Below are 12,310 nucleotides of genomic sequence, written 5' to 3'. Positions count from 1 at the left end.
CTCTTAACATCCTGATACAAAGGTATAAAACTAAAGTTAATTATTAATGAATTATCCAACTTTGTTTGGATTTTAAATGGAAATTTTTGATATGAAAAGAATTGCTAAATACATATTTTTCCTGCTTCCTCTCTTGACCCTTGGTTCATGTAAGGATGAGATGGATTTGGGTAATACTTGTGTAATTGAAGAAGGCTTGCCTGCAAGGATTTCTCTTTCGTTCCTATCGCAAGATAATGAAGTAATAACCAGAACAGCACAAGATAAAGACACTGAATCGAATGTACATAATCTGAGAATCTTTATTTTCAATAAGAACGGAGAACTGATGACGAACAAGTTTTATGATGATGATAACTTGACTACAGGAACTTCTGGAAAAATTACATTGAATACAACATCTGCCGAAGGTGCAAGGATTTTCGGTATAGCCAACCTTACAACTGGTCAGACTTCCACTGATTATGATATTGATGCAGATTTGAATAATATAACCTCTTTGACAGAGCTTGAAAGTCTTTTGGCAGAACTTAAGGGAGAGACTGTAAACAGAACAGGATCTTTTCTTATGAGCGGTTATGCATGGAAGAAAGAAAACGGTAATGAAAGATCAACGAACGAGATTGATATACCTGCATTAAGTGATGATATTCATGTATTGACAAACGTTACTTTGCTTTTGGACAGGGTTGATGCTAAGGTGACTTTTAATGTGACATCGGAAGTCCCTGCAGGTAAAAACTGGACAGAGTTCTCATTTAAGCCTTCGGAATGGAAAGTATGCCGTATTCCGATGCAGTCGCTGGTTGCGGAAAGGGAAAACGGAGATTATAATGAGCAAAATGTAGGATATTTCGATTCTATGGAACTGCCGTTTGAATCGGTGACCAGAGATGATGCTACTGCTCTATATTCAGGAGGAAGCTTTACTTTCTATCTGCCTGAAAACAGAAAAACTCCTAAGGCTAATATACCTGAAACAGGCAATGCGGCAAATGATTATTCGTTAAGGGAAAAACGAGACCGAGGATCGGACGTTAATGATCCGAACAGACCGGGACAGGAATTTGAATCGGGTGAGTTTACTTATGCCAATGCCAATTCAACTTATGTGGAGATGACAGGTACTCTTTCATACGAGACAGAAAATGGCAGTCTTGTAAGTTCTTCTGTAAAATATATTATCCATCTTGGGTATGTAAATGGAGTAAACGACTATGATACAAGGAGAAACGTACATTATACTTACAACGTCAGAGTAAAGGGCGTAAACGATATTGAAGTGGAAGTAAACGAAGACAATGAACTTCGCCCAGGTTATGAAGGGGATGTCATTTACAGTTCAAATGCAACCTATTACCTTGATGCGCATTATGATCGTGCCCTTCTTCATATAAAGAAGGATGATATTGCAAATATGTCATGGGGTATAGACACACCTTATGGTGTTGGAGTATATAAAAGTACAGTTACCGAGAATCTTATGGACTATAGATGGATAAAGTTTGCAGTCAATAAAAACTATGATACACGTGCGGACAATTATGTAAAGTATCCTGGAGATCAGAATTATAAAGGTGGATTAAATCAACCCTCAGGTTATGGTCCTCATCCAAAGAATGAGAAAGCAAGACTGCTTGATGTGAAGCAGCTCGTGGAATATCTCAAGGCCGAGGCTGAAAAACCTTCTTCTGATATTTTTGAAATCAACGGGACTGTTTCCGTTACAGCCTTTATAGATGAGTATGTGTATGCTAGGGATCCGAGAAATCCTGATGCACAAGAAAATCTGCTTATGTGGAAAGAGTTTACAGAAGCACCTGAAAGGCAGATGCATTTGGTCAATACAGAGGGGTCGCAATTCAGTCCGGATGGAAACTCCAGTGTCATGAATTCGTATTATACTTTCCGTCAGAAATCAATAAGGACAATTTATGACAAGAACAAGTCCGGTCTAAATACGGCATGGGGGCTTGAAAATGAAATGGAGGCGGTAGGTGACAAGTCGTATGGAGGAGGCGGTATAAGACTGTTGCCTGGTGATGTGTCCAAAGGTACTAGTCTGAGCAACGGAAGACAGAATTCCATAGATATGCTTGTAGGCAAGTCTTGGACTGAAGTAATAAATGTCAGTGAAGGAGGTGCATCACTTAATCTCGGATATCAGACAGCAGCCTTTGCATGTCTGACACGAAATAGGGATCTGAACGGTGACAATGTAGTTGATGAAAATGAAATACGATGGTATCTTGCTTCTATAAATCAGTTGACTGAGATATATATAGGTGAGAATGCGCTTGACGTGGATTCTCGTCTTTTCCCTGAATCTCAAAGTGCCAGACCTGGAGGAAGTGGTCTTTATTGGCATTACACTTCAAGTTCCAGCCAAGCTGGGGAAAATCCCTGGATATACTGGTCTGAAGAGTGTGGTTCACGAAGTGATTGGGGAAGAAGTCATGGATTGAATGGTGAGTATTATTCTTACCGCTGTCTGAGGAATCTTGGTATAAATATTGATGTTTCTACACAGGAACCTGAAGCACTTATTAAATATGAAAAACAGACTGATGGAACCTATCTTGTTGATGCGAGTAATCTCAGTCCGAAAGCTCGCAGAGGTTACAGCTCTACTGCACTTCCGGATCATAAGGATACGGACTATAACAATCTGCTTTATGATAAGTTTATAGTAAATGGTGTGAACAGCGATTATCCTACACCTAGTATTAATGTAAATTTTTGGACAGGTAATTGGTCTTGGGTTAATGAATCCACCTGGGAGCAATGTAAGAATAGTGAAGGTAAACTGACAGAGGGTTATCGTATGCCAAACCAAAGGGAACTGCTGGTTATGCTCAATATATTGCCTCAGGATGCATGGAAAACATATACTGGGTCGGCTTCAATATATGTAAGATCCAGTAAAGCCATGTATATGTGCAAGACAGGATTTTCAAGGGCAGGACAAGGTCATTTTATTGTTAATGGAAAAATAATACGTGAAAGTTTTCGTATGAACGCTGAAGGTGGGTCTATCGGTGTTATAGATCCTAGTTCTGGTGATGATAAAGGTTATATCCGAGGAGTAAAAGATGAACGATAGATTTTAGTTTTTTACTTAGTCTTGAAGAAATAATGTTCTATACTGTGAAACTGAAGCCAATTTATTAAATAGTTTAAAGCTTGCCATTGATAAATTTTAAATTAATGGCGAGCTTTAAAAATTATATGTAGTAATATTGAGTAGAGAATTTATAATATATGATTGCATTTCATGTCACAACAAAAGATTACGAAGAAGGCACTCTCTATTCTATAGAAAGTTTTGAAGGGCTCTCTTATTATCATCAGTCATTGATTGAGCCGGAACAGCGATGTATTAACGATGTTATTGATGCTTGCCGTCCACATGGTGCTCCTTCAAGAAAAAAATGTTTTTATACATTCGGTCAACAAGAAGATTGTTTGGGTTTTGTGAATAATCTTGAAGGATATAAAATTTATCAAGTGGAAATCAATACAGAAGTTCCTCATCCAATGTATCTAATTGATTTTATAAATAGACATAGGAATGTTGTTTATTCATTGGCTTCTGTTTATTGGGACCCGACATACGCAGATAGATTCTCAGTAAAGGAGTATATTGGTACAGAAATGTGTATAATAAGTAGGATTAATCTCCCACCTAATAATTGTATTGATAGAAGTCTGATGATTATGAAGTATGGCGATGATAGGCAATTATGTTATCAATTATGTAGGCAAATGGGAATACAAATATAATAAGTGATTTTTGTGAGTTAAATATTTATTTCATAGTAACAGACGGTCTAGAGAAAAGGATTTATTCCACCTCCCGTTTTGTATTTCCCCCATTTTCACTATTTTGTCAAAACAGCATTATCTCATTATGAAATATCTAGACCCTAAAGCCGATTTGACATTCAAGAAGGTATTCGAAGAACATCCAGATCTTGTGATAATCTTTTTAATGCACTGCTTCCCATTTAGGGTAATAGTAAAAAGCTCCGGTTTCAGTGAGGAAGAAATAGCAGCACTGCGAGTGGGGATATATTGAGTGTATTTCTTTCTCTGAAATGAGAATAATAGAGGAATGGATTGTGAAATAGCCATCATACCAGTTTATAAACCCCACCCGCCAAAGCACGCACTACACCTTTCATTTCCATTTCGAACAGTATGCCTGTCATCCTGTTTATAGGGATATTGGTATTGACGACAATAGTGTTTATCTGCAGTCCGTCAGGATTCTTTTCCAATTGCGAAGTTACTAGTTCTTCCTCCGGAGTGAGGTCGGGGAACAGCTGGCGCTGTATGCCTTCGCGTGGACTGGACGCAGGGGTATAATCCCAGTTCATTGCTTTTACCAGTTCTTCTGCGCTTTGCAGTAGTGTCGCCCTATTGTTGCGGATAAGGGCATTGCAGCCTATTGAGAATTCGTCGCCTATGCGACCGGGGAAAGCGAAACAGTCGCGGTTATAGCTTTCGGCTATGTCGGCAGTGATCAGTGCGCCGCCTTTGGCTGCCGATTCCACTACTATGGTGGCATCGCTCATTCCTGCAACTATCCTGTTGCGCTTTATGAAGTTCTGTCTGTCGGGATTTGTTCCGCTTGGGTATTCGGTCAGCAGTCCGCCATGATTGAGCATTTCGGCTGCCGTACGTCGGTGGACTGCCGGATAGATTCTGTCGAGGCCGTGTGCCAGTACACCCACCGTGTTCATACCGTATTGGAGTGCTGCTCTATGGGCGTTTATGTCGATGCCGTATGCCAGGCCGCTTACTATAAGCACGTCGGGTATTATTTCATGCAGTTCGCTGATGAAGCGTTGGCAGATATCTCTGCCGTATTCGGTGGCATGGCGTGTGCCTACCAGGTTGATTATATGCAGGCTGTTCAGGTTGGCTGTACCTTTATAGAATAACAGCAATGGCGCGTCGTCACATTCACGTAGGCGCGACGGATAGTCCTCGTCGTTAAGTGTAAGACATCTGATGCCGTTCTTCTCGGCAAAACGTATCTCTGCTTCACACAGGCGCAGCACATCGCAGTTGATTATCGAGTCAATCACTTTCTGTGATACGTCGGGCACGATGTCTTTAAGATTCTTGGCATTGCTGAATATTGTTGTGGCCGAGCCTGCCGCCTCCATCAGACGGTGTGCGCCTATCATGCCGAGTCCGGGCAGACGGGTGAGTGCCATTGTGTAAAGCAGTTCTTCGTTCATGGTGGTGTTATTCGCTGAAATATGGTGAGAAGATAGTGTTGAATACCTCGCTGTCGCCCAAGCGGCCGTTTATCACGCATACGGTTTCCACTGTAGCTTTTATTACAGGCTTCATGTCGGGCAGACGGAAGATGTCCTGATAGAACACGTATTTTATTCCTTCCTTTTTGATGTAGAGTTTGGAGATGAATTCGTCGCCACTCTTCAGCGGTGTCTTGAAAGCCATGTTCAGTCTTGCCACTACAGGATCTATGCCTTCGTCGTGAAGGCGTGCGAAACTTACTCCCAGTGAAGAGAGGAACTCGTGGCGGGTGTGTTCGATGTAGTGCTGGTAATTGGCATTGTTCACTATGCCCTGAAGGTCGCATTCGTAGTCGCGCACTTTCATTTGCAGTTCGAAGATGTATTTCATTTGAGTTTTAAAATTAGTTACTAGTTGACTAGTTGACAAGTTGACGAGGTTACCATCCGGATGGAGAACCTTGTCAACTTGTAACTGAAGCCTTGTCGCCTTTTATTATCACAAACATACGGAAAAATCCTCTTATTTCTATCGTTGCAAGGAATATTCTTCATATTTTTGCATCTATGGATAAGGAACTTAAGATTTTTGCGGCTCCGTTGCAGGGCTTTACGGAGGCTGCATGGCGTGTGGCGCATAATGAAGTGTTTGGCGGGGTGGATGCTTATTTCACTCCCTTCATCAGATATGAGAAAGGCGGACTGCGCAATAAGGACAGGCGCGAGGTATTGCCTGAGAATAATCGTGGCATAAGGCTGATTCCTCAGATTATGGCTTCCGAGCCGGAGGAGATGAAGGCTTTGGCAGATTTCATTGTTTCTTTAGGATATAAAGAGATTGACCTCAATATGGGTTGTCCTTTTCCGCTGATAGCGAACAGGGGGAAGGGTAGCGGCATATTGCAATATCCTGAAAAGGTGGCTGCGCTTATGGAGTGCATTAATGCTTATGCGGCTGACGGTATAAGCTTCAGTGTGAAGATGAGGCTTGGACAGGCTTCTGCAGATGAATGGAAAGAGATACTTCCTGCAATAAATGCATCCGAGGTGAAGATGGTTACTCTTCATCCTCGTATAGGAAAGCAGCAGTATAAGGGTGATGTAGATATGGAGGCTTTTGCGGAGTTCTATAATGAATGTAGCAAACCGTTGGTGTATAATGGCGATTTGTGCAGTGTGGCAGATATAAACAGGATTGTCGAACAGTTCCCTGACTTGTATGGAGTGATGATAGGTCGTGGACTGCTTGCCGACGGTGCTTTGGCTGCCGGATATAAATCAGGTTCGGAACTTAAACAGGACGAGCTGTATGCCAAGGTGCGCCGTATGCACTCTCTGATGTATCAAAGATATTCGGAAACTATCGAGGGCGGCGATGCACAGCTTCTTCTTAAAATGAAGTCGATGTGGGAATATTGGCTTCCTGAACTTGACAAGAAGAAAAGGAAAGCCATTCACAAGGCAAACAAGCTGTCGGTCTATCTGAACGAAGTAGAGGGAGTTAGGTAACAAGTAAACAAGTTGACTAGGCCCTCCATCCGGTTGGGATCCTTGTCAACTTGTCAACTGAAGCCTTGTCAACTCTTTTTCAAATACTCAAACCCGATGCGGCAGTACAGGCATTTCTTCGGGTCGCAGTAACTCTTTTTCAGCTGTATCAGAGCCTGGCTGTCGCCTGCATGTGCGGCTTCCATTCCGCATTCTTTCCACATTCGTGTGATGAAATTGTTTTCCGGTTTCAGAGTTTCAAGCATCTCTGATGCGCGGGCTGTAAGGCGGTTTATTCCTCTGTGCTTGCCGTAGGCATAGAGAAACGGTATTACAGTGTTTATAATAAGCAGGTTAATTGATGATGTGCTGAGGCTTTTCTTTACGGGAGTGGATACTTCGCCAAAGGTATAGTGCGTAATCCAGTATTCCGAGGTGTCTGTTTCAAGCATAGGCCTCAGTTGTTCTATTGTTTCTGCTTCGAGAATCCTTGACAGCAGTCCCTGGGATGTGTGATACAGTTTTGCCAGCTGTGCAATCCTTACGTGAGGAAAATTTCCGGGGCGCATGCGCAGCAGTTTCCAGCGGCAGTTGTCCGAGGTGGTGAAACCGAACTTGTGTTTCAGGTATGTATATTCTTTCAGTAATTTGTCGGTATATTCATCGTATGTGGCATCAAGCAGTCCTGCCTGTCCGAAGAAGATGGCCTCTATCTGGAACAGACTGTCGCGGTGTTTATCTACTGCCCTTAGCGGAATGGTCTGTGCCCACAGTTCGAATGCTTCGCTGTTGGTCCCGAAGCCGAAATTGCGCGCCAGAGTGATGAAGAACACGTCTTCCCAGTTATTGTTATATTTTCCCATCAGTCTCATTATGCGTTCCGTCTTTTCTTCGAAACGCTCTATCTGGAGTGTGTTCAGCCAACTGTGCATCAGTAGTTTGGACAGCGACGGGATGAGCCTGTAGCAGGCAGGATAGTGTGCCGTGCGTATCAGCTCGTTGTAGCTATCTACAAGGTAAGTGGGGTAGTGCAGCTCCATCTGTGGAATCTTCTCGCCGTTCGGTCGGCATGGTTCATAGTCGATGTCGGACGCTATGTGGAGAATTACATTGTCGTAATCGGAATTGGTGTCATGATGATGTAGTTTCCAGTCGGAAGCTTTGAGGTGTATTTCGATGTTTCCCACCCACAACACACCGCCTATCTTTATTTTGGCATTGAAGAAGTCGGGACCGGCGTTGGTGTTCCATAATCCCGGGTCGATGACTTCCACTTCCATGCCGTCTGTAGTACGTAACGGCTTAAGCGGGAAAAGTTTGTGTTTCCATACGTAATGTAAAAGTTGTTCCATGCTAACGAGTGTAAATATTGCCTAAATGTAATGATTTATAATGAAAAGCATTATCTTTGTCGGAAAAATATTTTATTCTTAAGTTGACAAGGCATCAGTTACAAGTTTACAAGGCTTCCGTCCGGACGGAGAACCTTGTCAACTCGTCACTCGTCAACTAGTAACTAAAAAACTTAAGAACTTACAAACTTACAAATATGAAGATAGCATTAATTGGATATGGAAAAATGGGCAAAGAGATAGAAAAGATTGCCCTTTCACGCGGACATGAGATTGTTAGCATCATAGATATAAACAATACACAGGATTTCGAGTCGGAAGCGTTCCGCTCGGCTGATGTGGCAATAGAGTTTACTGCTCCTTCTGTGGCTTACAACAACTGCTTGTCAGCTTTCAAGAATGGTGTAAAGGTAGTTTCAGGCAGTACGGGATGGATGGGCGAACATGGTGATGAGATGCGCCGCATGTGTGCCGAAGAAGGTGCCACTCTGTTCTGGTCGTCAAACTTCAGTCTTGGCGTGGCTATATTCTCAGCCGTAAACAAGTATCTAGCTCGCATAATGAATAATTTCCCGGGATATGATGTGTCAATGGTGGAAACTCATCACATTCACAAGCTTGACGCTCCAAGCGGTACTGCCATTACTTTGGCTGAAGGTATTCTGGAGAACCTTGACCGCAAGGACAAATGGGTGATGGGAACACTTACCGCACCGGACGGAACTGTGACAGGTACCACTGAGTGTGCTCCAAACGAAATGCCGGTGAGCGCTATACGTCGCGACGAGGTGCCTGGTATTCATACAATAACATACGAATCTGAAGCTGATTCTATCATAATCACTCACGATGCAAAGAACCGTAAGGGATTTGCCCTTGGTGCTGTGCTTGCAGCTGAATATACTGCTGAACATACAGGATTCTTGGGTATGAATGATTTGTTTAACTTTTAAGTTGACAAGGCTTTAGTTACAAGTCAACAAGGTTCTGGAAACCATATACTAGAGACCTTGTCAACTCGTCAACTTGTCAACTAGTAACTAACTCATAAACTCAAAAACTCAAAATGATACAGGCATCACGCAAACAATGGATAAAGTTCGCCATAGCAATGGTTCTTTATCTGGCATTCATCATCTGGCTGAAGAGCTGGCTTGGTATAGTTGCCATACCGTTTATCTTCGATGTTTATATAACCAAGAAAATACCTTGGACATGGTGGAAGAAATCTACCAATCCGCTTGTCGTAACCGTGATGAGCTGGGTGGATGCCATCGTATTCGCTTTGGTTGCAGTATATTTCGTCAATCTGTATTTCTTCCAGAACTACGTCATTCCTTCGTCTTCGCTGGAGAAGTCGTTGCTTGTGGGTGACTATCTGTTTGTAAGCAAGATGAGCTATGGAGCTAGAATTCCGCAGACTCCGCTTCACATGCCGCTTACTCAGCACACTCTTCCGGTGTTCAACTGCAAGTCGTATCTGGAATGGCCTAAATGGGACTATAAGCGTGTGGAAGCTCTCGGACATGTGCAGCTTAACGATATCGTGGTGTTCAACTTCCCTGCAGGTGATACTGTGGCTACAGCCATGCCGGCAGAGGATATCTACCGCATAAGCTATCAGGCTGGTAAGGAACTTTCCAAACCTATCGATATGTCAACGCTCACTCCGCTGCAGCAGCGTGATGTGTATGACTATTATTATGCTGTGGGACGCAGATATATTGATGAAAACAAGTCTATGTTCGGCGAAGTGGTGAGCCGTCCTGTTGACAGACGCGAGAACTATGTGAAACGCTGCGTAGGACTTCCGGGACAGACTCTTGAAATAAAGAACAAGATAGTTTATCTTGACGGCAAGGCAAACAAGGAACCGGACAACGTGCAGTACAGATATTTCGTGCAAACCACACGTCAGCTTCCTGATGAACTGTGTAAGGAGCTTGGTCTAAGTCAGGAAGACCTTACGGCTTACTATCCGCAAGAATCGGTTTATAACATTCCGCTTACAGAGAAAGCCAAGGCTGCTTTGCTTGCACGCAAGGATCTTGTGAAATCAATAACAGATGTTCCGGGTGATGATGCGGGAGGCTTGTATCCTGTAAATAAGCTCACTGGATGGACAACCGATAATTACGGACCTGTATGGATTCCTAAGAAGGGTGAGACAATAGAACTGACAATAGACAATCTTCCTATATACGAGCGCCCTATACATGTGTACGAAGGCAACAAGCTGGAAGTGAAGGACGGCAAAATCTATATCAACGGCGAGGAAACAAACAAATATACCTTCCGTATGGACTATTACTGGATGATGGGTGACAACCGTCATAATTCAGCCGACTCACGTTTCTGGGGATTTGTTCCTGAGGATCATATCGTGGGTAAGCCTATCTTCATCTGGCTGTCGCTCGACAAGGACAGAGGATGGTTCGACGGAAAAGTACGCTGGAACAGATTGTTTAAATTTGTGGATAATATAAAATAATAGGAACAAGGTTTCAGTTACAAGTTGACAAGGCTTTACCCCCGAATGACGACCATAGGTCAGCGAAGCTAAACCTTGTCAACTTGTTAACTTGTCATCTTGTTAACTAATTAATAATGAAACCCTGGCTGACATATATCAGAGTCATAGTCATAGCCGTACTGGCGGTGATTATTGTCAGAACCCTGTTTGTCACATCATGTTTTATACCTTCTTCAGGCATGGAGAACACACTTTACCGAGGAGAGGGAGTCCTGGTGGGCAAATGGAGTTACGGATGGCGTGTGCCTCTGCAGTCGGTGTTCGGCTATAAAAGGCTGCTTCCTTCGGAAGTCAGACAGGGTGATATAGTGGTATTCAATAATCCGATGCCTGCAGATACGTCATTGTCAATAGACAGGAGAGAACTCTATATCAGCAGATGCATAGGAACTCCGGGGGATACGCTGATGCTGAACAATCAGCTTATTGCTGAGGGAACGGATGTTTTCAGTCCTGATACAAAGGCGCTTTATTCCTATCCTGCAGACAGTGAAGAGGTTATGGACAGTGTTCTTCATTCTCTTGGAATAACGGACAACCAGCTTGCAGGATATACTCCGGAAGGTAATTATATCAGGAGTTTCAGCTATTATGAACATTATCTCATCACACAAAGGCTTGATAGAAAGGTGAAGCTTGTGCCACTTTATCCGGAGAACAGCCGTAAGGCATATCCTTTCGTGGTTCCTCAGAAAGGAATTCCAGTAAAGATATATCCGTGGAATGCTGCCTTGATAGGTAATATGATAACTCTGCATGAGAAGCGCAATGCATCCATGAAGGGCGACACGGTATTTGTGAACGGAAAGCCGGTGAAAGAATATACATTCTCGCAGGATTATTATTGGATGGTGTCCAACGATCCTGTAAACATTAACGATTCGCGCCTGTTCGGCTTCGTGCCGGAGAGTCATATCATAGGCAAGGCATTAAGAATATGGTATCCTTCGAAGAAGGGACGGTTCATGAAAAAAATTCAATAGACACAGAAGATGGAAAGTAAAGATATTATCCTCGGGTCGGCATATCTGGCGCCGGTTTCATATTTCGCGGCATTGTATTCATGCAGGAAAGCTTATATAGAGAGATACGACCACTACATGAAGCAGACATACCGCAACAGATGTGTTATAGCTTCGGCCGACGGCCCTTTGGCGCTGACCATACCCGTGGAGAAATCGTCCGAAGGCAAGTGCGCCATGAAGGATATAAGGGTGTCGGAACATGGCAACTGGCGTCATGTGCACCGCAATGCGTTTGTGGCGGCATACAAGCAAAGCCCTTTCTTTGATTATTATGCCGATGAGTTCAATGCTTTCTTCGACAGGAAATATGAGTTTCTTTACGATTTCAATATGGAGCTCACACAGTGGCTTTGCGAACAGATAGACATCCAGCCGGAACTTGTTCCAACCGGTGATTATATGGATGCCGGAGAGGGTATCCTTGACTTGCGTGAGGCTATACATCCAAAGAAATCTGCAGGCGATGCGGTTTCATTCTGTCGTCCGGTACCGTACTATCAGGTATTTGATTCCCGTCACGGTTTCCAGCCGGATTTAAGCGTTGTGGATTTGCTCTTCAATATGGGGCCGGAGAGTCTGCTGGTGTTGAGAGATGGAGTCGAATGAGATTTCATGCGGTAAAGTTTCTGCCCAAATATGTAA

General features: G+C 43.2%; 10 protein-coding genes and 1 pseudogene. 8 read left to right on the top strand and 3 right to left on the bottom strand.

Translation table 11 applies throughout. The features are described 5' to 3' along the window. Positions 1–91 precede the first annotated feature (91 nt). From OCV82_RS05745 to OCV82_RS15235, 3 genes and pseudogenes are all read left to right on the top strand, one after another. On the top strand, positions 92–3,103 hold the full coding sequence (locus OCV82_RS05745) for a fimbrial protein (protein WP_262543081.1): 3,012 nt from the start codon (positions 92–94) through the stop codon (positions 3,101–3,103). A gap of 158 nt (positions 3,104–3,261) precedes the next feature. Further along, on the top strand, positions 3,262–3,783 hold the full coding sequence (locus tag OCV82_RS05740) for a hypothetical protein (protein ID WP_154043562.1): 522 nt from the start codon (positions 3,262–3,264) through the stop codon (positions 3,781–3,783). A gap of 127 nt (positions 3,784–3,910) precedes the next feature. Next, positions 3,911–4,008: pseudogene (locus OCV82_RS15235) on the top strand (Rpn family recombination-promoting nuclease/putative transposase); the annotation flags it as partial. A gap of 125 nt (positions 4,009–4,133) precedes the next feature. On the opposite strand, the gene dprA reads toward OCV82_RS15235, so the two are convergent. Beyond that, positions 4,134–5,249, bottom strand: a complete 1,116-nt coding sequence (gene dprA, locus OCV82_RS05730) for a DNA-processing protein DprA (RefSeq protein ID WP_154043561.1) — start codon at positions 5,247–5,249, stop codon at positions 4,134–4,136. A gap of 7 nt (positions 5,250–5,256) precedes the next feature. Further along, positions 5,257–5,661 (bottom strand): acyl-CoA thioesterase, encoded by a 405-nt coding sequence (locus OCV82_RS05725; RefSeq protein ID WP_154043560.1) that lies wholly within the window; start codon positions 5,659–5,661, stop codon positions 5,257–5,259. A gap of 176 nt (positions 5,662–5,837) precedes the next feature. Here OCV82_RS05725 and OCV82_RS05720 point away from each other — a divergent pair, with 176 nt between their 5' ends. After that, on the top strand, positions 5,838–6,779 hold the full coding sequence (locus OCV82_RS05720) for a tRNA-dihydrouridine synthase family protein (RefSeq protein WP_154043559.1): 942 nt from the start codon (positions 5,838–5,840) through the stop codon (positions 6,777–6,779). A gap of 68 nt (positions 6,780–6,847) precedes the next feature. On the opposite strand, the gene OCV82_RS05715 is transcribed toward OCV82_RS05720, so the two are convergent. Further along, positions 6,848–8,110: a DUF2851 family protein gene (locus OCV82_RS05715; protein ID WP_154043558.1), complete on the bottom strand. Its 1,263-nt coding sequence runs from the start codon at positions 8,108–8,110 to the stop codon at positions 6,848–6,850. Between the two features lie 197 nt (positions 8,111–8,307). On the opposite strand from OCV82_RS05715, the gene dapB reads away from it, so the two are divergent. From dapB to OCV82_RS05695, 4 genes are all read left to right on the top strand, one after another. Continuing rightward, positions 8,308–9,063, top strand: coding sequence for a 4-hydroxy-tetrahydrodipicolinate reductase (gene dapB / locus OCV82_RS05710; RefSeq protein ID WP_154043557.1), 756 nt, complete (start codon positions 8,308–8,310; stop codon positions 9,061–9,063). Positions 9,064–9,176: 113 nt separating this feature from the next. Then, positions 9,177–10,601, top strand: coding sequence for a signal peptidase I (lepB, locus tag OCV82_RS05705; protein ID WP_154043556.1), 1,425 nt, complete (start codon positions 9,177–9,179; stop codon positions 10,599–10,601). A 116-nt stretch (positions 10,602–10,717) separates the two neighbouring features. After that, positions 10,718–11,626: a signal peptidase I gene (lepB, locus tag OCV82_RS05700; protein WP_204392419.1), complete on the top strand. Its 909-nt coding sequence runs from the start codon at positions 10,718–10,720 to the stop codon at positions 11,624–11,626. A 9-nt stretch (positions 11,627–11,635) separates the two neighbouring features. Continuing rightward, on the top strand, positions 11,636–12,274 hold the full coding sequence (locus OCV82_RS05695) for a WbqC family protein (RefSeq protein WP_154043555.1): 639 nt from the start codon (positions 11,636–11,638) through the stop codon (positions 12,272–12,274). Positions 12,275–12,310 lie beyond the last annotated feature (36 nt).

Origin of the sequence: Bacteroides cellulolyticus, from assembly GCF_025567135.1 — a bacterium.
GTDB classification, from domain to species: domain Bacteria; phylum Bacteroidota; class Bacteroidia; order Bacteroidales; family Bacteroidaceae; genus Phocaeicola; species Phocaeicola cellulolyticus.
The sequence above is the reverse complement of the archived record's forward strand: the minus strand, read 5'-3'. Positions and strand labels throughout refer to the sequence as shown.

What these genes read in the sequence shown, in the direction of transcription:
- lepB (WP_204392419.1), top strand. Translation starts at nt 10,718, where the DNA reads ATGAAACCCTGGCTGACATATATCAGAGTCATAGTCATAGCCGTACTG.
- OCV82_RS05740 (WP_154043562.1), top strand. Translation starts at nt 3,262, where the DNA reads ATGATTGCATTTCATGTCACAACAAAAGATTACGAAGAAGGCACTCTC.
- OCV82_RS05720 (WP_154043559.1), top strand. Translation starts at nt 5,838, where the DNA reads ATGGATAAGGAACTTAAGATTTTTGCGGCTCCGTTGCAGGGCTTTACG.
- lepB (WP_154043556.1), top strand. Translation starts at nt 9,177, where the DNA reads ATGATACAGGCATCACGCAAACAATGGATAAAGTTCGCCATAGCAATG.
- OCV82_RS05695 (WP_154043555.1), top strand. Translation starts at nt 11,636, where the DNA reads ATGGAAAGTAAAGATATTATCCTCGGGTCGGCATATCTGGCGCCGGTT.
- OCV82_RS05745 (WP_262543081.1), top strand. Translation starts at nt 92, where the DNA reads ATGAAAAGAATTGCTAAATACATATTTTTCCTGCTTCCTCTCTTGACC.
- dapB (WP_154043557.1), top strand. Translation starts at nt 8,308, where the DNA reads ATGAAGATAGCATTAATTGGATATGGAAAAATGGGCAAAGAGATAGAA.
- OCV82_RS05715 (WP_154043558.1), bottom strand. Translation starts at nt 8,110, where the DNA reads ATGGAACAACTTTTACATTACGTATGGAAACACAAACTTTTCCCGCTT.
- dprA (WP_154043561.1), bottom strand. Translation starts at nt 5,249, where the DNA reads ATGAACGAAGAACTGCTTTACACAATGGCACTCACCCGTCTGCCCGGA.
- OCV82_RS05725 (WP_154043560.1), bottom strand. Translation starts at nt 5,661, where the DNA reads ATGAAATACATCTTCGAACTGCAAATGAAAGTGCGCGACTACGAATGC.